The organism is Desulfovibrio desulfuricans (assembly GCF_004801255.1).
Taxonomy (GTDB): Bacteria; Desulfobacterota; Desulfovibrionia; order Desulfovibrionales; family Desulfovibrionaceae; genus Desulfovibrio; species Desulfovibrio desulfuricans_C.
Map to the genome: position 1 here is coordinate 2,830,005 of NZ_CP036295.1, position 20,152 is coordinate 2,850,156.

The following is a 20,152-nucleotide window of genomic DNA, read 5'->3' on the forward strand; positions in this document are numbered from 1 at the left end:
CAGCCCATAAAAAGCAGGCAATAATCCATTTTTCTGTTGACAGACATTTATCTGCCGCGTAGTTTTTAACCAGAAAATTTTTAAGGGTATTTATATGCAGCGCATTTCTTCCAACCACACCTCCTCCTACGCCGCCGGCATCTTTAGCTGGTATTTTTTTGCGTATTTTACCGGAGCCTGTGGTCGGGAGCTTTGCTGACGCAAAAAAGTTACAAAGTTCAACGGGCCGCAGGCAACAAGCCAGCGGCCCTTTTTTTGTATGGGCCGCCGGAAAAGATGCGGCAAACCCCGCCACACGCGGGTCACCTCAAAGCAGCAGACTGAAAGGAGCGAGCCCATGTACCTTGGTAAAAAAATTCGTCTCGAACGCATCATCAACCGCGCAAACGGCCGTACCATCATTGTTCCCATGGACCACGGCGTAACCATTGGCGCGGTCGAGGGACTGGTGGACATGCGTGACGCCGTCAACGACATGGCCACGGGCGGCGCGGACGCCGTGCTCATGCACAAGGGCCTGGTGCGTTGCGGCCACCGCAACGCGGGCAGCGACATTGGCCTTATCATCCATCTTTCCGCCTCCACGACCCTTTCGCCCCTCGGCAACACCAAAACCCTTGTGGCCACGGTTGAAGAAGCCATCAAGCACGGCGCGGACTGCGTCTCGGTGCACGTCAACCTGGGCGACCCCAACGAGCGGCTCATGCTGGCCGACCTGGGCCGCGTGGCCGAATCGTGCGACAACTGGGGCATTCCCCTGCTGGCCATGATGTACGCTCGCGGCCCGCAGGTCCAGAACGGATACGCCAAGGACGTGGTGGCGCACTGCGCTCGCGTGGGCGTGGAGCTGGGCGCGGACATCGTCAAGGTTCCCTACACCGGAGACGTGGACAGCTTCTCTGAAGTGGTGGCCGCCTGTTGCGTGCCCGTGGTTATTGCCGGCGGCGAGCGCATGGATTCCACCCGTCAGATTCTCCAGATGGTCAAGGATTCGCTTGATGCGGGCGGCGCGGGCATTTCTGTGGGCCGCAACGTCTTCCAGCATCCCAACCGCGTGGCGCTGGTCAAGGCCCTGCGCGGCATCGTGCACGAAAACGCCTCCGTTGATCAGGCCTTGGAAATCGTAGGAGAATAACCCGCATGTCCCGCATCTATTTCAACTGCGTTCCTTTTGACAAGGGCGACGTGACCCTGGCGCTGGAGTCTGGCGTGGACGGCGTTATTGTGCCCCGCGAACATGCGGAGCAGGTGGCCGGTCTTTCGCGCTGCCCTGTGTGGGCCGCCGAGGACACCACCACCATGGCCCTCAATGTAAAGGCCGACGAAGAAGCCGTGCTCGAACGGCTGCGCAGCGGCGAGCGCGTGGTGCTGGCTCGCGGCTGGGAGGTCATACCCGTAGAAAACCTTCTGGCCCAGAGCGACAGCGTTCTGGCTGAGGCCGCTACGCTGGACGAGGCCCGCCTTGCCGCAGGAATTTTGGAACGCGGCGTGGCGGGCATTGTTGTATCCAGAGGGGCGGTTGCCGACCTCAAAACCATAGTGGCCCAGTGCAAGCTGGCCCAGGGGCGCGAAGAACTGCTGCCCGCCGTGGTGACCCGCGTGGAATCCGTGGGCCTCGGCCACCGCGTCTGCGCCGATACGCTTTCCATCCTGCACAAGGGGCAGGGCATGCTGGTGGGCAATTCCAGCGCCTTTACCTTTCTGGTGCACGCCGAAACAGAGCGCAACGAATACGTCGCCGCCCGCCCCTTCAGGGTCAACGCAGGGGCCGTGCACGCCTATGTGCGCCTGCCCGGCGACAAAACCACCTACCTTGGCGAATTCAAGGCCGGGCAGGAAGTGCTGATTGTGGACGCCAACGGCGAGACAAGCCTTGCCACCCTTGGCCGGGTAAAAATCGAAGTGCGCCCCATGCTGCTGGTTGAAGCCCAGGTTGCCACCGAAGACGGCGTCAAAACCGGCACGGTGTTTTTGCAGAATGCCGAAACCATCCGCCTGACCACCCCCGACGGAGAACCGGTGAGCGTCGTGGGCCTGAAACCCGGCGACACCGTGCTGTGCCGGCTGGATGAAGCTGGCCGCCATTTTGGCATGCGCATAAGCGAAGACATCCGGGAGATCTAGCATGGACGACAGCAACAGCCACTGGCCCAAAGACCAGACCAATGCCCAGGCCCCAAAGGCCTCTCCCGACGAGGCGGGCGCGCGCCTGGCCGCCATCCGGCACGAGATCGACGCGGTGGATCAAAACCTGCTGGAGCTCTTTAACCAGCGTGCGGCCCTGAGCCTTGAGGTGGGCCGCATCAAGGCCGACGTGCCCGGCATCATCTTTAAGCCCCTGCGCGAAAAAGAAGTGCTGGACAGTCTGGCCACGCGCAACCCCGGCCCCCTGCCCGAAGACCACCTGCGGGCCATCTGGCGCGAAATTTTTTCTTCCTCGCGCTCGCTGCAACGGCCCCAGAATGTGGCCTACCTCGGCCCGGAGGGCACTTTTTCCTATTTTGCAGGGGTGGAATACCTTGGGCACACGGCCAAGTTTCGCCCATGCAGCGATATAACCCAGGTTTTTCAAGAGGTTGCCTCAGGCCAGTGCGAGCTGGGCGTTGTACCGCTCGAAAACTCGCTGCAGGGAACCGTGGGCGTGAGCTTTGACCTGTTTTTGAAGTACGACGTGCACATTCAGGCCGAACTCTTTTCGCGCATTTCGCACTGCCTTTTGAGCAACGCCCCTTCACTGGCCGCCGTGCGCACGGTGTATTCGCACCCCCAGCCGCTGGCCCAGTGCGGCGCGTGGCTGCGCGCCCATCTGCCCGGCGCGGGCCTCGTGCCGGTTGAGTCCACCGCGGCAGCCGCCCAGTACGCGGCTGGCAAGGAGGACGCCGCCGCCATCGGCCACGGCAAGCTGGCCGACCTCATGGGCATAGCCATTCTGGCCCGGCGCATCGAAGACGAACCCGGCAACTGGACGCGCTTTGTCATTATCGGCCCCGGCGACGCCCGTTCGGGCAGCCGCACGGGCGGCCCCCAGCCCGGCCATACCGGCGCGGACAAAACCTCGCTGCTGTTCACCACTGCCGACAAGGCCGGAGCCCTCTCAAGCGTGCTTGACCTGCTGGCCGTCAACGGCATCAACATGCGCAAGCTGGAGTCGCGCCCCCTGCGCGGCCAGCGCTGGAAGTACGTTTTCTTTGCCGACGTGGAAAGCGATCTGGAAGATCCGCGCTACGCCCCGCTGCTGGAAAAGCTGCACGAAGTATGCACAAGCTTCCGTATTCTGGGCAGCTACCCCACAGGGCCGCAACTGGACCGTCTTGACCTCCACTCGGAAACACCGGAGCAACTTGCCTCATGAGCCAGAGCACCCTTGCCGTTTCGGCGGCTGAAGAACAGGCCACGGTGAGCGTCACCGCGCCCGCGTCCAAATCGGTCTCGCACCGCTATCTTATCGGCGCGGCCCTGGCGCAGGGCGTGTCCACAGTGCGTCATACCCTTGAAAGCCGCGACCTTGAGCGCACGCGGGCCATTTTGTGCGGCGCGGGGGCCAGTATGGAAACCCTGCCCGAAAGCACGCAGGCCGCAGGCGCGTGGCGCGTGACCGGCATGGACGGCAAGCCGCGCGGCGGCACGGCCCAAAGCCCCCTGTCGTGCGACGTGGAAGAATCAGGCACTACCTGCAGACTGCTTACGGCAGTGCTGGCCGCAGGCGAAGGCGAGTTTCGCATCCACGGCGCGCCGCGCATGCACGAGCGGCCCATTGGCGAGCTCACCGACGCGCTAAAAAATCTGGGCCTTACCGCCACGTTTGAGGGCAAACCCGACTGTCCGCCCCTGGTGCTGCACGCCCACGGCCTCAACCCTGCCCAGTGCGGGGGCGAGGTGGAGCTGGGCATGGATATTTCAAGCCAGTATTTTTCGGGCCTGCTGCTGGCAGCGCCCATGGGGCCCGCGCCCCTGTCTGTGACGCTCGGCGGACAAAAAGCGGTTTCGTGGCCCTATGTGGGGCTTACCCTGCAATGCCTGACCGACTACGGCATCCGCTTTGAGGTGCAAACCCGTCCGCAGGCAGGTGCTGCGTGGGAGCTATTGCCCCCCGGCGCGTGGCGCGAGCTCAAGGCCGCCCAGCCCGGCCGCCTGCGCGTTACCGTACACCCAGGCGCGTATCAGGCAGGCGATTACACGGTTGAAGGCGACTGGTCCGGCGCATCTTACCTGCTGGCTGCCGGTGCTCTGGGCCTGCGCCCTGTGCGTGTTGAGGGCCTGCGCACCGATTCGCTGCAGGGCGACCGGGCCATGCTGGAAATTTTGCAGCGCATGGGCGCGCGCATGCGGCTGACGCCCGACTCCGTCACCGTATACCCATCAGCCCTGCACGGGGTGGAGCTGGACATGGGCGACTGCCCTGACCTTGTGCCCACAGTGGCCGTGCTGGCGGCCTGCGCGCAGGGCTCCACGCGCATCAGCAATGTGGCCCACCTGCGTTTTAAGGAATCGGACCGCATCAGCGCTCCGGCTCAGGAGCTGACCAAGGCGGGCGTGGGGATCGACCAGCTCTCCGACGGCATGCTTGTTCACGGTCTGGCCGGGCGCGGCAACGGCAAACCCGCCTTTCCCCGCCTGCCGCAGGGGGTTGCCCTTTCGGCCCACAACGACCACCGCATCGCCATGTCGCTGGCCCTGCTGGGCCTGCGCCAGCCAGAGGTAAAAATTCGCGATCTGCTGGACGACCCCATGGTGGTGCGCAAGTCGTTTCCGCAATTCTGGAATATCTGGGAGCACCTGGCATGAACGGCAATAAACAAAGGGGCGGCAGCCCCGCCGCCCGGCACGGCGGCGAGACCGCTGCGGAGGATGGATTTGACGGATTTACCGGCTTTTGCCCACGTAACCCCGTAAAAACTGTCATTGTCGGCTCCACGGGACGCATGGGCGCGATGCTGCTTGGCCGCGCCCGCGCGGCGGGTCTCAGGGTGGAGGGCATTGACGTGCCCCTGACAGATCAGGTGCTGGCCGCAGGCTGCGCCGGGGTCGATCTGGCCGTCATCTGCGTGCCCGCAGCCGTGTTCAGCGAGGTTATCACCGCCGTCTGCCCGCACCTGCCGCCCACGGCGGTGCTCGCGGACATCACCTCGGTAAAGGAAATTCCGCTGCGGCAGATGGAAAAAGCCTGGGCTGGCCCCGTGGTGGGCACGCACCCCCTGTTTGGCCCCCAGCCGGACCCGGATGCAGACCAGCCTGTGGCCATTGTGCCAGGGGCCAATGCGGCGCAAGAGCAAGTAGAGCTGGCGGCGGGCTTTTTTACCGCCCTGGGCTGCCGTGTGTTTGGCTCCTCTGCCGAAAAGCACGACAAGGCCATGGCCCGCATCCAGAACATGAATTTTATCACCAGCGTTGCCTACTTTGCCCTGCTGTCGGGGCAGGATGACCTGCTGCCTTTTTTGACGCCCTCGTTTCGCCGCCGCCAAAATGCGGCCCGCAAGATGCTGACCGAAGACGCGCACATGTTTGCGGGGCTGTTTGAGGCCAACCCCTACAGCTACGAAGCCGTGCGCCAGTACAGGCAGATGCTCAACCTTGCCGCGGCCGGCGATATCGACCTGCTCTGCCAGCGCGCCCGCTGGTGGTGGCAGGACGACCCGGCGGACAAAAACTAGGGCCCAGCTGCGGATTTGCCCCCAGCCGAGCGCCCCGGTGCGTCTTGCCATGACCTGTTCTGCTTTTTTACGCGTAGCCGCTGACGCGCCCGCAGCATGCCCGCCAGTAACCTGACGGGCATATTTTTTGCTAGTACCACGCCAAGGCGCTTAAAAGCGCCAATCAAGCAACGGCGGTGACAGCATGTTCGGTGCGCAGCAAGACCCAAGCAGAACGGAAAAAGCGACTCCCAAACGCGTAAGCAAACAGCGCGATGAGGGCAACGTACCCAAATCGCCTGAGCTGGGCAAAGCCGTCAGCCTGCTGGGCGGCGCCGCCATCATGTATGCCTGGATCGGCCCCATGACCGACGACATCAAACGCCTGTTCCGGCATTTTCTCACGCATGCCTGGGAATTTGATCCCAACCCGGAGAACGTCTACAGCCTCAGCATCGACCTCACCCTTGAAATCTGCCGCATGATCATGCCCATCTTGCTGACGCTGGCTTTTCTGGCCTTTACGGCCCAGCGCCTGCAGGTCGGCAAACTCTGGTCAACCAAGATTATGCACCCCAAATTTGAGCGTTTCAACATCGTGCAGGGGCTCAAGCAGATGCTGCTCTCGCCCCAGACCGCCCTGCGCACCATCAAAAGCCTGCTGTTTTCGCTTGTCCTGGGGATCATCCCCGGTTGGATCATCTATAAGGAATACCAAAACTTTTTGCCCATGTACTATGCCAGTACCGAGGGCGTGGCCGCGTACATGCTGCACATGGCCTTCAAGCTGGTCTGCTATGCGCTCATGCCCATCATGGCCATTGCCGTTTTTGACGTCTGGCAGTCGCGCTTTGCCTACAACGAGGGCATGAAGATGACCAAGTCGGAAGTAAAGGACGAACAGAAGCAGGTCGACGGCGACCCTGTGATCAAGGGGCAACAGCGCAAAAAGATGATGGAAGTCATGAGCAGGCGCATGTTGGCCGACGTGCCCAAGGCCGACGTGGTGGTTACCAACCCTACCCACATCGCCGTGGCGCTCAGCTACAATTCGTCCGAGGCCCCCGCGCCGATAGTGCTGGCCAAGGGCGCGGACCATATGGCCGAAAAAATCAAGGAAATCGCCCGCGAGCACCGTGTGCCCATCCGCGAAAACGTGCCTCTGGCACGGGCTTTGTATAAGTCCGCAGAAGTGGGCGACATGATTCCCGAGGAGCTATACAAAGCTGTGGCCGCAGTGCTGGCCAGCATCTGGAAGCTCAAGCCCAAGGTGGGCAGACCCTAGAGGGACAATGATTTTTGCCAGACAGGCCCCAGTTTTTTGGTCTGAACCCGCATCAGGGAACCAACGCAGAGAGGTGTCATAAAAATGGCTGCCGCAGTACTTCCACAATTTGATTACAGCCGCTTTTCCAAAAACGGCGAAATATTCCTCGCAGGCGGCGTGGTCATCATCCTGTTCGTCATGCTGGTTCCGTTGCCCACGTTTTTTCTCGACATCATGCTCTGCGTGAGTATTTCCATATCGCTGCTGGTGCTCATAACAACCATGTTCATGACCACTCCGCTTGAGTTCACCATCTTTCCTTCGCTGCTGCTGATCACAACGCTGCTGCGGCTGGCGCTCAACGTGGCCTCCACCCGCCTTATCCTGCTCAACGGCAACATGGGAGCCAACGCCGCAGGCGAGGTCATCCGCGCGTTCGGCCAGTTTGTGGTGGGCGGCAGCTATGTGGTGGGCGCGGTCATCTTTATGATCCTGTTCATCCTCAACAAGGTCGTCATCACGGCCGGTACCTCGCGTATTGCTGAAGTGGCCGCCCGTTTTACCCTTGACGCCATGCCCGGCAAACAGATGGCCATTGAAGCCGACCTCAACGCGGGCATCCTCGACGAGGAACAGGCCAACGCCCGCCGCGCGGGTCTGCGCAAAGAGGCGGATTTTTACGGCGCCATGGACGGTGCGTGCAAGTTCGTTTCGGGCGATGTGAACGCGGGCATGTTCATTACCCTGGTCAATATCGTGGGCGGCATCATCATCGGCATGGCCCAAAAGGACATGGACTGGAACACGGCCCTCACCACGTACTCTCTGCTGACCATCGGCGACGGGCTGGTTTCCACCATCCCTTCGATCATTGTTTCCACCGGCACGGGCCTGCTTGTTTCACGCGCCGCGTCCGAAGCCAAGATGGGCGAGGAATTTCTGGCCCAGCTTACCTTCAACAGCCGGGCGCTCAAGATGGTCTCGGCCGTGCTGCTGCTGTTTGCCCTTGTTCCCGGTCTGCCGACCATACCATTTCTGATCATCTCGGCTCTTATTTTTACCGTGAGCCGACTCACCGAAAACAAGGATCAGGAAGCCGCCAACAAGGCCAAGGCCGAAGAAAAGAAAAAGAAAAACAGCGGATCGGGCACCGCCGACACCCCCGAAGAAGTGCAGGCGCTCCTGCCCCTCGATACGCTGGAGCTTGAGGTAGGTTACGGGCTTATCCCCCTGGTGGACGAGGAGCAGAGCGGCAACCTGCTTGCCCGCATCCGCTCCATACGCCGCCAGTTTGCGCTGGACATGGGCGTGGTCATCCCCTCGCTGCACCTGCGCGACAACCTGCAGCTCAAGCCGGGCCAGTATTCCCTGCTGATCAAGGGTAATCAGGTGGCCTCCGCCGAAATTCTGGTGGACCATTTTCTGGCCATGGACCCCGGCAACGTGACCACCAAGATCAGCGGCATCGAAACCCGCGAACCGGCCTTTAACCTGCCCGCGCTGTGGATTCCCGACAGCCAGCGCGAGGAGGCCATGCTCGCCGGTTATACCGTGGTCGACCCGGCAACGGTCATCGCCACGCATTTGACGGAAGTGTTCAAGCGTCATCTGGCCGACTTTCTCGACCGTCAGGCGGTGCAGGGCCTGCTGGACACCGTGGCCAAACATTCGCCCAAAGCGGTGGAAGACCTGGTCCCCGGCGTGCTGCCTCTGGGCGTGGTGCAAAAAGTGCTGCAGCTGCTGGTGCGCGAGAACGTCAGCGTGCGCGACATGCTGACCATTGTAGAGACCCTGGGCGACTTTGGCGGCGGCGTCAAAAATCCCGAGACGCTGGGCGAATACGTGCGCGAAAAACTCTCGCGGGCCATTGTGCGTCCCTATCTGGACAGTCAGGGCACGCTTTCCGTGCTTACCCTCGCGCCCAATGCCGAACGGCTGGTGCAGGAGGGCATACGCCATGCGGACAACGGCGTGGTCTTTCTCTCCATGAACCCGGCCGTGGCCCAGCGCCTGGTCAACAACATCAGCGCAGCCGTGGATAACGCCGTCATATCCGACGCCCAGCCCGTGCTGCTGGTAACGCCCCTGATCAGGCCGCATCTGGCGCAGATCATCACGCGATTTTTACCTACGGTTCCGGTTATTTCACAGGCAGAAATTCCGCCCGACATCCGGCTGCAGTCGGTAGGCACGGTCAGCGCCGAGTAATACACCCGCCATATATGCGCGCGGCGCCGCAGCACCTTGGGTCTGCGGCGCCGCGCTGTTTGCATGCCCCGGCGATGCCGGGGCAAATTGCCTTTTGGCGTCCCAGCGGCTATTGTTGGTATGGGAAAAATTCCCTGTGGCGTTTTTGTTCTTGTGGGCAATAATGCCCCAGCTGTTGGCCCCAAATTTGCAAATACCAGAATGTCGTCAAACAAACGGCGCAAGCAAGCCATTTGGCGATACTGAACCGTCAGGCAAAGGAATGGGCCATGCAGGTAAAGACGTTCACAGGTGCCACATCACAGGAAATTCTGGCCAGAATCAAGGTCGAGATGGGGCCTGACGCCGTTATCCTGGGCAACCGCACCTACCGCAAAAACGGTGCCGTCTGCCATGAAATAACTGCCGGCATCGAGCGCCCCAAGGCCGATGCCGCCCAGCCAGCAGGCGCGCCCGCAGGCTGGGGCGAATGGCACAAGGAATGGATGCAGCTCAAGGACCAGATATTCGCCTTGATGAAGCCTGCCATCCAGCTTGAGCGCCTCACGCCCCGGCAGCGCGTAGCTCTGGAATATCTGCAGCGCGAAGGGGTCTCTGACTCCGTGGCCGTCGACCTTTACAAACGGCTGCTGGCCGAGCCTGGCGCATCGGTGCTTGAGTGCCTGTGCGACATGGTTCCGGTCAAGGCCTGGGGGGCGGAGCACTGGCGGCAGCGCATCCACCTGATGGCCGGGCCTTTTGGCCTTGGCAAAACTACCACGGCCCTGCGCTTTGCCCTGCACCTGCGCAGACACGACCCGGAAGCGCGCATTGTCTTTATCAACGCCGACTGCCTGCGCGGCAACGGCAGGCTTATATTGCGCCACTGGGCGGAGCTTTCAAATTTTGCGTACATGGAAGCGCCCGACAAGGCCTCCATGGAGCACGCACTTGCCGCCGCGCGCGAGGCAAGCGCTATTTTTATTGATGTTCCCGGCCTTGACCGCAACGGCAACCTTGCCAGCTGGAAGGCCGACCTGGGACTGGACACGGTGGAGTCGGCCACGCATCTGACCCTCTCTCCATTTTTTGACGCGCTGCAGACACAGGCTTTTTTGCAGCGCTACAAGTTTGACGGGCCGGGTTCCATTGTATGGACCAAGCTGGACGAAGCCGTCAGCTTTGGCAACATAGTGAATGTGGCCTGTGCGGCGGGCCTGCCGGTTTCAGCCCTGTCTTTCGGCGCTGAACTCAAGGAAAGCCTTGCCCCGGCCACCGAGCCGCTGGTCTGGCGTCTTATTTTTAAAAGGCAACTTCCTGGTCAGGCCGCCTAGCGCGGCCCGGACCTTAACATGTGGAGCAGACAGATGAGCGGCACTTTCCCTCTGGTATTTTCCGTCACTTCAGGCAAGGGCGGCGTAGGCAAGACCAACATTTCGGTCAATCTTGCCATCTGCCTGGCGCAGCTGGGCAAGCAGGTGGTGCTTCTTGACGCCGACCTCGGCCTGGCCAATGTGGACGTGGTGCTTGGGCTGACACCGCAAAAAAACATCTTTCACCTGTTTCACGAAGGGGCCACCCTTGCGGACATTCTTTTTCCCACGCCGTATGGCTTTTCCATACTGCCGGCTTCGTCGGGCATGAGCGAAATGCTCACGCTCTCCACCGGGCAAAAGCTCGAACTGCTGGAAGCCGTGGACGAAATGGAAGACGGGCTCGACTTTCTTATTGTGGATACGGGCGCGGGCATCAGCGACAATGTGCTCTACTTCAACATGGCGGCGCAGGAACGTCTGGTGGTGCTCACCCCTGAGCCCACATCGCTTACCGACGCCTACGCGCTCATCAAGGTACTCAAAAACAACCATGGCGTAGAGCGGTTCAAGGTCTGCGTAAACATGGCCCCTGACATCAAAACCGCCAAGGACATGTTTGTGCGGCTGCATCAGGCCTGCGACCATTTTTTGAGCGGCGTTTCGCTGGAGCTTGTGGGCGTGATCCCGCGTGATACGGGCGTACGCAAGGCCGTGGTGCAGCAGCTGCCCTTCTGCATCAGCGATCCGCAAAGCCCGGCGGCAAAGGCCACCATGGCGCTGGCCAAGAACATCAACGTCTGGGAAGCCCCCGAAAACCTGGACGGCAATATCAAATTTTTCTGGAAAAAGCTGCTCTTCCGCTAGTTCCGCGCAGTCAGGCTTTTTCCACGGCAGAAACAACGCACAGCAACCTCAACGTGTGACAACGCGGCGCAACCGGCCTTGGCGGGCAGGTGGAGCGCAGCACAACCGGCATGCAAATGCCACGGGGTAGAAGAGGCAGATCCAAAGGAAACCATCATGAAGACCGGCACAGCGCAAGCGCAATCTCCCTGCCCCTGGGAAGCGCTCGAAACCGGGGCAACCCCTTGGGAGAACTTTTCGCCTGCAGAGCAGGAATCTGTGGTGCGGCACTATGCGCCCAAGATCCGCTTTCTTGCGTTACGGCTCAAGGCCAAACTGCCGCGCAGCGTCGAGCTTGGCGAACTGATCAGCTCCGGCACGCTCGGGCTCATGGAGGCCCTTGGCAAATTCAGGCCGCAGCTGGGTATACGCTTTGAAACCTACGCCGAAAGCCGTATCAAGGGAGCAATGCTTGACGAGTTGCGCCGTCTCGACTGGTTTCCCCGTTCGTTGCGCCAGCGTGTGCGCGTGCTTGACGAGGCCATGCGCAAGGTTGAGCACGAGCATGGCCGCCAGGCCACCGAAGACGAACTGCAAAAGATCACCGGCCTCGACTTGCGCGACGTGCGTCAGGGGCTTGAAGCCCTGCAAAACCAGCTCTGGATTTCGCTCGACGCCATTCAGGACACGCTGTCGGGCGAGGGGCCGGAGGGCGGCGGGGAGCCCTACCGCAACACGGCGCTGCGAGAGCTTGTGGAGCGCGTGGCGCCACTGATAGACCGCTTGACGCCAAGGGAAAAGTTGGTACTGTCGCTGTATTACACAGATGAGCTTAATATGCGCGAAACTGCCGAAGTTATGGGCATTACCGAAGGACGTGTTTCGCAATTGCATTCACAGGCCCTGAACCGCCTTCGCAAAGAGTTTCATAATCTCTACGGCGAAGGCTCTGAAATATAAGCTTACAACAGACAGTGGCGTACGGCTGCAACGTCTGTTGCAAACCGATATTGACGAAGCTTCAAGGAGTTTTTCTCATGCCTTACAATCCCAACATGCGTGTTCTTGTGGTTGACGACTTCTCCACCATGCGTCGCATTGTACGCAACATCCTGCGTCAGCTCGGTTTTCAGAACGTGGTGGAAGCAGACGACGGCACCTCGGCATGGGATGTCCTGAACCGCGAAAAAATCGACTTTATCGTTTCTGACTGGAACATGCCGCAGATGACCGGCATCGACCTGCTGCGCAAGGTGCGCGCAAGCGAGCAGTTTGCCAACATCCCCTTTTTGATGGTCACTGCCGAGGCCCAGCAGGAAAATATCATCGAAGCGGTGCAGGCAAGGGTTTCCAATTACATTGTCAAACCCTTCACTGCAGACACCATGAAGCAGAAGATCGACAAAATTTTTCCCTAGGCATTGCACCAGCGGTTCCCTGGCTTTGACGGCCCGCACCTGGCCGGGGTTGGCGCAACGCAGCGCTACCTGGTCGGGGGCGGGTCTTTTGCAGGCCCGTATTTGACTTTATGGCTCGTTGCGCCCTGCACGTCTTTGCATGGCGGGGAAAGGGCACAGCAGGCGGCGCACGCCGCAAACTACCGCCTGCAGCACTGCGCCATGCTGGCGGCGTGCGGTTGACAGCAACATAAGCGCCAGTGACCGTCTGGTATTTTGGGCGTGGCCGTCAGGAGTGACGCGTGGCTGAAAAACAAGAGACCAAAGAAGCCCCCGCCAAGGACGAACTGCAGGTTGCAGTGAGCCCCGATACAAGCCTGCGCAAAGTTGAGCTTGATCTGGACGACGCGCCTTTTTTGCAGGAGCAGGAGTCTCCCCCTCCAGCCAAAACCGACAAAGCGCCCCTGCAGGTGCCTGCCGAAGCCCCCGCGCCCAGCAAAAAGAAAAAGCTGCTCATTGCGGGCGCTGCTGCCCTGCTTGTGGTGCTGGTGGCGGCCGTGGCCGTATGGTGGTTTGTCTTGCGCACCCCGCCGCCCCCGCCGCAGGACCCCGTCAAGCCGGAGGTGATCGTGGTGCCCTCGGCCAAGTCGCCCACCGCCAAGCCCGACAGCGTCAAGGAACTGGCGCCCTTTGTCATACCCCGACAAACAGCCAAAGGCGCGCGCTTTTTGATCTGTAAATTTTCTACGGTGAGCCAGAGCCCCCGGGTGGGCATGGAAATAGACCAAAAGCTCATCCCCCTGCGCGATGCCCTGTACTATTACCTGAGCAGCAAATCCGACGCATTTCTGCTTGACCCTGCCAGTGTCCCCACTATCAAAAAAGACCTCGGCGGCGTGCTCAACGACTATCTTACTCAGGGCCGCATCGATGACATTTTGTTTGAAAGCTATTTAAATGAATAGGGTACATTAGCTAGCCGTTGCTCACGTGCATGGCGGCCCGGCATCTGCCGCAGCCGCACCACAGCCGCCACAACCCGCGAGACGTATCAACCCCACGGTACGCAAAGGGCGTTTGCAGGCGAGGCAGCACCGCGCACACGGCAGCAGGAGGCAGCCATGAGCGTTGACGCCACAATGGCCGTGCTGTATGCCCAGACTAACCTGGCAACCTCTGTAAGCAATGCCGCCGCCGTTGCCCCGCAGGCATCGACGGCCATGTCGCGCGTGCTTGCCGCCGCCATGGCAAAGCAGGAGCAACAGCAGGTAGCCCAGACCGACCCAAGCCATCAGGCCGCACTCACGCCGGATGCGGAAAAACGCGGCGCTCCCCAGTTTGGCAGCCGCAGAAAACGAAGACCACCACCGCCGGAGCCGGAACCTGCAACCGGCGAAATAACATCTCCTCTGGTGGGCAACCTTTTGAACATAAAAGTATGAACGACACCCTGCTGTTTGCGCTGGTTGCGCTTTTTTCTCTCTTTGAGCTGGCCATTCTGGGCGGCGTGCTTGTTTTTTATCTGCGTTTGCGGCGCTCCGAAGCCCTGCTCAACGCACTGCAGGGCAATCAGGAAAGCCTGCTCGCGCGCATAGAGATGAACGCACGGCTCGAAAAGGAAATTGTGGCCACATTTGCCCAGCGACAGGCTGAATTGCGGAATCTGGATGAAAAGCTGGAAGAACGCACGCATGAACTGCGCCGCTTGCTGGAACAGGCCGAGGGTATCAGCCGATCGCCCCAGTTTTTGCGCGAACTGATCCTGAACGGACGCCGCAAAGGACTCAACAGCCGTCAGATTGCCAAAAACGCCGGTCTTAGCGTGGATGAGGTTGATCTGATTCTGGCGCAGGAAGTGCAGTAAAAACCCAGGCCTGCCCACAAGCGGGCTCATGCCCAACACACGCCGCCAGGCTGAAAGCGCTGGCCTTCTTGCGCTAAAAGCCCAGCTTGAACTGCATGCCCATACCCAGGGCGGAGTCCGGCTGCTTGTTGGCCGCGGCCCGCTCGCGCTGTTCATCCTTAAGAATCAGCTCTGGCCCTACGCTGACGTTCAGGTCATCCCCGGCATCCACATCGGCATACGCCCGCACCACATGGCGGCTTTGCATGGGCACGTTTTCGTCAGCGGCTTCCGGCTCTAGCTGGCTTTTTTTGCGCCAGCCCGATTCCTCCTGCCCCACGCTCAGCGCCAGCCCGTTTTTGCGTTCGTTCTTGGCGTTTGCGCTTTTCAGGGCCGAGTTGATGCCCGAGGTGGTGTTGATCGAATTATCCTTGGCAGCCTCGTCGCCCACCGCTCTTTTTTGCAGATCAGAAGTGCTTACGCCTTCGCGCAAGGCCTCCCGGCTTTGCGAGGCGCTGCCAAAGGCCCATGCAGGCGCGTGGATGCCCTTGGAACTTTTTTCCTTGCCCTTTGCTTCGTTACGCTTTGCCTTGACGGCAACCTTTTTGTCCAGCCGGTGCTTGGCGGATGCGCCAGCCAGGTCGGCGCTCTTTGCGCCCGGGGGGCTGGCTTCCTGGGCGCGCACGTCCAGAGGCGCGCATAACACCTGCTGCGCGACAAAAAGAATAAGAAAAAATACGGGCAATTTTCTGTCCATGTTTTCCCTTTACGACAGGCAAGGCATGTATGTAAAGCCTGTCATTTTTCCCCTGGCCGCAGCCTGCCGCCGGGCCGCTGTAAATGCAAAAACGGGAAAGACGCCTTACGACGCCTTTCCCGCTGATAAACTGTCTGCGGCAAAGAGCATTGCCGCCAGCAGTCTGTTATTCTGTTTTGCCCGCAGGCGCGGCCATGCGCATGCTTGTCTGTTCCTGCAGCAGTTTTTCAGTGTTCACAACCGGAAAGCTTGGGCTTGTGCCCGCATCCTGCCAGCCGCCGCCAAGGGCCATGCACACGCTGACCACGCTGTCGAGCCGGTCGCGCAGGGCTGTAGCCAGTTGCAGCTCGGCTGCAAACAGCTGACGCTCCGCATCCAGCACCGTCAGGTAGTCGGTATAGCCGTTGTCGTACTGCAGACGGGCAATCTGCACAGCGCGCCGCAGGCTTTCAACCTGCACCTGCATGCTGCGCACGATGTGGTCAGCCTCGCGCTGCGAGGTAAGCGACGTACGAATATCCTCAAAGGCCGACTGCACGGTCTTGCGGTACACGGCAATGGCGGCCTTTTTCTGGGCCTCGGCATCTTTGAGGTTATACCAGTTGCGGCCAAAATCGAGCAACGGAACCGTACCCGTCGCGCCGTAGCTCCACGCCCCAGCTGGTCCGGTAAAGAGGTTGCCCACCGAGGCGCTCAAGGTTCCCAGCATGCCCGTGAGGGATATGGACGGGAAGAACTGCGCGCGGGCAACGCCGATGTTGGCGTTGTACGCCATGATGGAGAACTCTGCGGCGCGGATGTCGGGCCTGCGTTCCAGCAGGTCTGAAGGCAGACCGGCGGGCAGTACCGGCGGCGCGGGCAGCAAGTTGATGCCCTGTCCGCGCTTCATGGCGCGGTCCATGATTTCGCGCGGCGAGCGCCCTAGCAGCACGGCCAGACCGGCCTCGGCCTTGTCCACAGTCACGGTGCTCGTATGCACCTGGGCACGGGCGGTTTCCACCTCGGCACGGGCCCGCTGCCAGTCAAGCTCTGTAATGTCGCCCTGCTTGTAGCGGGCGGTATAAATCCGGAAGGAATCCTCGCGTGACTTCAGGGTGCGGCGCGAGGTTTCAAGCTGCATGTCCTGCGCAAGCAGGGCAAAGTAGCCCTGGGCCGTCTGCCCCGCCACCGAAAGCCTGAGGGCTTCGTGACCGATAACCGTGCTCATGAGCACATCGCTGAGCATGGTGTACTGGTTGCGCACCTTGCCCCAGAAATCCAGTTCCCACGACGCGCTGAGGGCGCCCTGATAGGAGGTGTTGGAACGTGCAAGCTTGCTCTGGTCAAAGGGTACTGTGTTGGCGGTTTTTTCCGACGCGCCCTGAGCCGTGGCCGAACCAGTGCCCGTAACCGCAGGCGCAAGCGCGGCCGTGCCGACGCCCACCTGTGCGGCGGCCGATTCGATCTTGGCCATGGACTGCGCCAGATCCTGATTATTCTTCAGGGCTTCTTCAACCAGCTCGGTCAAAACAGGGTCGTTGAACCTGTTCCACCAGTCGGTATGGAGAGGGGCCGAGCCCATGTCCACAGACCGCCACTGCTTGGGCATTTCCTGATCTGGCCTGTCGTAATGCGGGGCAAGCGAGCATGCCGAAAGCAGCACTGTCAGGGCCAGCACCAGGGCTGGTGTTTTAAGCGTTATACCTGCCGCCTTGCGGAACACGCTCATATGTCGTCCTCCTGGTCTTCCGCAAGGTGGTCCTTGCCCAGATTGGGGTCGGTTTTTCCCTGCAGTTTCAGTGAGAGTTGCATGATGGCCTTAAAGAAGAACGGCACAAACAGCGTGGCTATGCACGTTGCCGCCAGCATGCCGCCAATAACCGCCGTGCCGATGGCGTGACGGCTGTTGGCGCCAGCTCCCGTACTGATGGCCAGCGGTACGCAGCCGAGAATAAAGGCAAGCGATGTCATCACGATGGGCCGGAAACGCAGCTTTGAAGCATGGATGGCCGCCGCATCCAGGCTGCGCCCGGCGCGCCATGCTTCAACAGCGAATTCCACGATAAGAATGGCGTTCTTGGCGGCCAGACCAACCAGGGTAACCAGCGCCACCTGAAAGTAGATGTCGTTGGAAAGCCCACGGCCCCAGGTTGCCACCAGTGCGCCAAACACGCCGAAGGGCACGGCCGTGAGCACCGAGAGCGGCAACGACCATGACTCATACTGCGCGGCAAGAATCAGGAAGACCATGATCAGCGCCAGTACAAAAATGACGGTGGTGTCGGAGCTGGCCAGTTTTTCCTGCAGGGCCGAACCCACCCAGCCCAGCTGGTAGTCGGAGGACAGCACCACGGACGCGGCTTTTTCCATTTCCTGGAGCGCCTGACCGGAGGAATACCCCAGTGTGGGCGATCCCATGATGTGCGCAGCGGGGAACACGTTATAGCGCTCCACCACCTGCGGGGCGGTACGGCGTTCAAGGCTCATTACCGCAGTCAGCGGAATCATCTCGCCAGCGCTGTTGGCCACGAATATGTCGTTCAGGCTGTCAGGCAGCACGCGGTTCTCCGCATCGGCCTGCATACGCACCTGGAAGGTACGGCCCATCAGGTTGAAGTCGTTGACGTACGCGCTGCCGAAGGTAGCACTCATGGCCGCATACACATCGGCGATGCTGATGCCCATATCCTTGCAGCGCTCGCGGTCAAGGTTGGCGTAAAGCTGGGGCGAACCGGTGGAAAAAAGGTTGCGCACCATGCCGATGGAGGGATACTTGGGCGAACCGTCGGCGTTTGTGGATGTAACCTCGGCCACCAGTCTGTTGGCCGCGTCTTCCATGTCCTTGAGGCTGCCGCTGCCGCGCATCTGCACGTAACCTTCAAAGCCGCCCGTGGTGCTCATGCCGCTGATAGGCGGCGGCGAGAAGCCCAGGATAAAGGCCTCAGGCTGCATGACGGTAACTGCGCCCGCCGTGTTTACAATGGCGTCGGCCGAGTCCTTGGGATCCTTGCGTTCGTCCCAGGGTTTGAGCAGCGCAAAGAACGTACCGTAGTTGCTCTTGGCCGCCATGGACGTGATGTCCAGACCGGAGAGCGTACCCACGCTCAAGACCGCGGGGTTTTTGAGCAAGAAGTCGTTGAGCACCTTGTTTACCGCAGTGGTGCGGGGCTGGGCTGCGCCGTCGTCAAGGATGGCCATGCCCAGCAGGTAGCCCTGATCTTCGTTGGGCACAAGCCCGCCAGGCACAATGCGGAACAGCCATACTATGCACAGAAACATGAGCGCGCAGAGCGCCAGCGCCCGCAGGCCGGAGGCTTTGATAAAGCGCACGGCGTTCACATAGCGGCGGGTGATGCGGCCAAACATATAGTTGAACCACACAAAGCCCTTGGCCGGCGTATGATCATGGGCATGCGGCTTGAGCAGCAGGGCGCAGAGCGCCGGGGTGAGCGTCAGCGCAACAATACCCGAAAGCACAACCGACACCGAGATCGTTATGGCAAACTGCTTGTACATCTGCCCGGCAAGGCCGCCCATGAACGAAACAGGGATAAACACGGCGCACAGCACCAGCACAATGGCGACAACCGGGGCCGTAACTTCGTTCATGGCCTTGGCTGTCGCCTCTCTGGGCGGCAGATGCTCCGTACTCATGATACGTTCGACGTTTTCAAGCACAACGATGGCGTCGTCCACCACGATGCCGATGGCCAGCACCAGGGCGAACAGCGTAAGCGTGTTGATGGTGTAACCAAAGGCGAACAGGCCCGCAAACGTACCGATAATGGATACGGGCACGGCAATGCAGGGAATGAGCGTTGCACGCCAGTTTTGCAAAAACACATACACGACGATGAACACCAGGATCATGGCTTCGACCAGGGTGCTCACCACTTCCTTGATGGACTCCATAACAAAGTCGTTGGTGTCCACCAGCAGCGTGTAGGCCAGACCGTCGGGCATGCGGCTGGAGATTTCTTCCAGCCTTGCCTTGACGAGGTCGCCCGTGGATATGGCGTTGGCGCCCGGCAGCAGATACACGGCGCCCATGCGGCCCACCATGCCGTTGTATCGGGAAAGGACGCTGTAGTCCTTGCCGCCCAGTTCTATACGCGCCACGTCCTTGAGACGCAGCATGGCGCTGTCCTGTCCGGTGCGGATGATGATTTCGCCAAATTCCTCGGGCGTTACAAGGCGACCCTGAGTGTCGATCTGCCAGGTGAGCTCGGTGGAATCGGCCGTGGGCATGTCGCCCAGGCGGCCGGGCGCGTACTGCGAGTTTTGCTCCTGAATGGCCGCGCTTACCTGTTTGGCGGAGAGGCCGTACTTGGCCAGTTTGTCTGGCTGCAGCCAGATGCGCATGGAGTAGTCCATGCTGCCAAACAGCGAGCAGTCGCCGACGCCGGCCACGCGCTTGAGTTCGTCAACAACGTTGACCTGAGCCCAGTTGTGGATGAACACGCCGTCGTACTGGCCGTTTGGCGAGTAAAAGCAGAACACCTGCAGCATGGCGGGCGAACGCTTGACGACTGTAACACCCTGCCGGCGCACGTCTTCGGGCAGGGTGGTCTGGGCAAGGTTAACCTTGTTGTTGACGTTGACCAGGGCCATGTTGGGGTCGGTCCCCAACTTGAAGTACACGTTGATGCTGCCCGAACCGGAACCGGAGGCGGCAGTGGAAGTCATGTAAAGCATGCTTTCCACGCCGTTGATGTTCACTTCGAGGGGAGCCAGAACCGTAGAGGCGATGGTTTCCGCTGAAGCGCCGGGGTAAGACACGCTCACGTTGACCGTGGGCGGCACAAGGTCGGGGTATTGTGCGATGGGCAGGGCCTTCATGGCCAGCGCGCCCACCAGGGTTATGACGATAGAAATAACGGCCGACAGTACCGGCCTGCGCAAAAAGAAATTCGGCTTTGTAGAAACAGCCATA

At 60.7% G+C, this 20,152-nt stretch carries 17 protein-coding genes; 14 read left to right on the forward strand and 3 right to left on the reverse strand.

Annotated features, from left to right (window positions below; translation table 11 throughout):
* The first annotated feature begins 337 nt into the window (after nt 1-337).
* The 14 genes from DDIC_RS11895 (at nt 338) to DDIC_RS11960 (ending at nt 14,504) form a co-directional block, all read left to right on the forward strand.
* Nucleotides 338-1,135 carry a 2-amino-3,7-dideoxy-D-threo-hept-6-ulosonate synthase gene (locus tag DDIC_RS11895; RefSeq protein WP_136400638.1) on the forward strand — a complete coding sequence of 266 codons (798 nt, stop codon included), beginning with the start codon at nt 338-340 and terminating at the stop codon, nt 1,133-1,135.
* Nucleotides 1,136-1,140: 5 nt separating this feature from the next.
* A complete protein-coding gene (locus DDIC_RS11900) occupies nt 1,141-2,124 on the forward strand; it encodes a 3-dehydroquinate synthase II family protein (protein WP_136400639.1) in 984 nt (327 codons plus the stop codon).
* Between the two features lies 1 nt (nt 2,125).
* On the forward strand, nt 2,126-3,352 hold the full coding sequence (pheA, locus tag DDIC_RS11905) for a prephenate dehydratase (RefSeq protein ID WP_136400640.1): 1,227 nt from the start codon (nt 2,126-2,128) through the stop codon (nt 3,350-3,352).
* Complete coding sequence (locus tag DDIC_RS11910; protein ID WP_136400641.1) at nt 3,349-4,785, forward strand: 3-phosphoshikimate 1-carboxyvinyltransferase; 1,437 nt, start codon at nt 3,349-3,351, stop codon at nt 4,783-4,785. Before pheA ends, DDIC_RS11910 begins: the two co-directional genes overlap by 4 nt.
* Before the next feature lie 137 nt (nt 4,786-4,922).
* Nucleotides 4,923-5,651 carry a prephenate dehydrogenase gene (locus tag DDIC_RS11915; protein ID WP_247647603.1) on the forward strand — a complete coding sequence of 243 codons (729 nt, stop codon included), beginning with the start codon at nt 4,923-4,925 and terminating at the stop codon, nt 5,649-5,651.
* 184 nt (nt 5,652-5,835) lie between these two features.
* Nucleotides 5,836-6,915: a flagellar biosynthesis protein FlhB gene (flhB, locus tag DDIC_RS11920; RefSeq protein ID WP_136400643.1), complete on the forward strand. Its 1,080-nt coding sequence runs from the start codon at nt 5,836-5,838 to the stop codon at nt 6,913-6,915.
* Between the two features lie 84 nt (nt 6,916-6,999).
* Nucleotides 7,000-9,105, forward strand: coding sequence for a flagellar biosynthesis protein FlhA (gene flhA / locus DDIC_RS11925; protein ID WP_136400644.1), 2,106 nt, complete (start codon nt 7,000-7,002; stop codon nt 9,103-9,105).
* A gap of 269 nt (nt 9,106-9,374) precedes the next feature.
* Nucleotides 9,375-10,418, forward strand: coding sequence for a flagellar biosynthesis protein FlhF (locus DDIC_RS11930; protein WP_136400645.1), 1,044 nt, complete (start codon nt 9,375-9,377; stop codon nt 10,416-10,418).
* Between the two features lie 33 nt (nt 10,419-10,451).
* Nucleotides 10,452-11,264 (forward strand): MinD/ParA family protein, encoded by an 813-nt coding sequence (locus DDIC_RS11935; protein WP_136400646.1) that lies wholly within the window; start codon nt 10,452-10,454, stop codon nt 11,262-11,264.
* A 156-nt stretch (nt 11,265-11,420) separates the two neighbouring features.
* Nucleotides 11,421-12,203: a FliA/WhiG family RNA polymerase sigma factor gene (locus DDIC_RS11940; RefSeq protein WP_136400647.1), complete on the forward strand. Its 783-nt coding sequence runs from the start codon at nt 11,421-11,423 to the stop codon at nt 12,201-12,203.
* A gap of 77 nt (nt 12,204-12,280) precedes the next feature.
* Nucleotides 12,281-12,661 carry a chemotaxis response regulator CheY gene (locus DDIC_RS11945; RefSeq protein WP_136400648.1) on the forward strand — a complete coding sequence of 127 codons (381 nt, stop codon included), beginning with the start codon at nt 12,281-12,283 and terminating at the stop codon, nt 12,659-12,661.
* Nucleotides 12,662-12,942: 281 nt separating this feature from the next.
* Nucleotides 12,943-13,605, forward strand: a complete 663-nt coding sequence (locus tag DDIC_RS11950; protein ID WP_136400649.1) for a flagellar basal body-associated FliL family protein — start codon at nt 12,943-12,945, stop codon at nt 13,603-13,605.
* Between the two features lie 156 nt (nt 13,606-13,761).
* Complete coding sequence (locus DDIC_RS11955; protein ID WP_136400650.1) at nt 13,762-14,082, forward strand: hypothetical protein; 321 nt, start codon at nt 13,762-13,764, stop codon at nt 14,080-14,082.
* Nucleotides 14,079-14,504: a hypothetical protein gene (locus DDIC_RS11960; RefSeq protein ID WP_136400651.1), complete on the forward strand. Its 426-nt coding sequence runs from the start codon at nt 14,079-14,081 to the stop codon at nt 14,502-14,504. Before DDIC_RS11955 ends, DDIC_RS11960 begins: the two co-directional genes overlap by 4 nt.
* A 73-nt stretch (nt 14,505-14,577) precedes the next feature.
* Here the strand turns inward: DDIC_RS11960 and DDIC_RS11965 are convergent, their stop codons facing one another.
* The 3 genes from DDIC_RS11965 to DDIC_RS11975 all read right to left on the reverse strand — a co-directional run bounded on the left by DDIC_RS11965 (nt 14,578) and on the right by DDIC_RS11975 (nt 20,151).
* Complete coding sequence (locus DDIC_RS11965) at nt 14,578-15,240, reverse strand: hypothetical protein (protein WP_136400652.1); 663 nt, start codon at nt 15,238-15,240, stop codon at nt 14,578-14,580.
* A gap of 166 nt (nt 15,241-15,406) precedes the next feature.
* Nucleotides 15,407-16,948: an efflux transporter outer membrane subunit gene (locus DDIC_RS11970; RefSeq protein WP_136400653.1), complete on the reverse strand. Its 1,542-nt coding sequence runs from the start codon at nt 16,946-16,948 to the stop codon at nt 15,407-15,409.
* Nucleotides 16,945-20,151 carry an efflux RND transporter permease subunit gene (locus DDIC_RS11975; protein ID WP_136400654.1) on the reverse strand — a complete coding sequence of 1,069 codons (3,207 nt, stop codon included), beginning with the start codon at nt 20,149-20,151 and terminating at the stop codon, nt 16,945-16,947. The genes DDIC_RS11970 and DDIC_RS11975 overlap by 4 nt, the downstream gene beginning before the upstream one ends.
* Between the last annotated feature and the right edge of the window lies 1 nt (nt 20,152).

Coding starts and splice junctions, on each gene's coding strand:
- DDIC_RS11910 (WP_136400641.1), top strand. CDS start 3,349: ATGAGCCAGAGCACCCTTGCCGTTTCGGCGGCTGAAGAACAGGCCACG.
- DDIC_RS11930 (WP_136400645.1), top strand. CDS start 9,375: ATGCAGGTAAAGACGTTCACAGGTGCCACATCACAGGAAATTCTGGCC.
- DDIC_RS11965 (WP_136400652.1), bottom strand. CDS start 15,240: ATGGACAGAAAATTGCCCGTATTTTTTCTTATTCTTTTTGTCGCGCAG.
- DDIC_RS11975 (WP_136400654.1), bottom strand. CDS start 20,151: ATGGCTGTTTCTACAAAGCCGAATTTCTTTTTGCGCAGGCCGGTACTG.
- DDIC_RS11970 (WP_136400653.1), bottom strand. CDS start 16,948: ATGAGCGTGTTCCGCAAGGCGGCAGGTATAACGCTTAAAACACCAGCC.
- flhB (WP_136400643.1), top strand. CDS start 5,836: ATGTTCGGTGCGCAGCAAGACCCAAGCAGAACGGAAAAAGCGACTCCC.
- DDIC_RS11960 (WP_136400651.1), top strand. CDS start 14,079: ATGAACGACACCCTGCTGTTTGCGCTGGTTGCGCTTTTTTCTCTCTTT.
- DDIC_RS11915 (WP_247647603.1), top strand. CDS start 4,923: ATGGGCGCGATGCTGCTTGGCCGCGCCCGCGCGGCGGGTCTCAGGGTG.
- DDIC_RS11940 (WP_136400647.1), top strand. CDS start 11,421: ATGAAGACCGGCACAGCGCAAGCGCAATCTCCCTGCCCCTGGGAAGCG.
- DDIC_RS11900 (WP_136400639.1), top strand. CDS start 1,141: ATGTCCCGCATCTATTTCAACTGCGTTCCTTTTGACAAGGGCGACGTG.
- pheA (WP_136400640.1), top strand. CDS start 2,126: ATGGACGACAGCAACAGCCACTGGCCCAAAGACCAGACCAATGCCCAG.
- DDIC_RS11935 (WP_136400646.1), top strand. CDS start 10,452: ATGAGCGGCACTTTCCCTCTGGTATTTTCCGTCACTTCAGGCAAGGGC.
- DDIC_RS11955 (WP_136400650.1), top strand. CDS start 13,762: ATGAGCGTTGACGCCACAATGGCCGTGCTGTATGCCCAGACTAACCTG.
- flhA (WP_136400644.1), top strand. CDS start 7,000: ATGGCTGCCGCAGTACTTCCACAATTTGATTACAGCCGCTTTTCCAAA.
- DDIC_RS11945 (WP_136400648.1), top strand. CDS start 12,281: ATGCCTTACAATCCCAACATGCGTGTTCTTGTGGTTGACGACTTCTCC.
- DDIC_RS11895 (WP_136400638.1), top strand. CDS start 338: ATGTACCTTGGTAAAAAAATTCGTCTCGAACGCATCATCAACCGCGCA.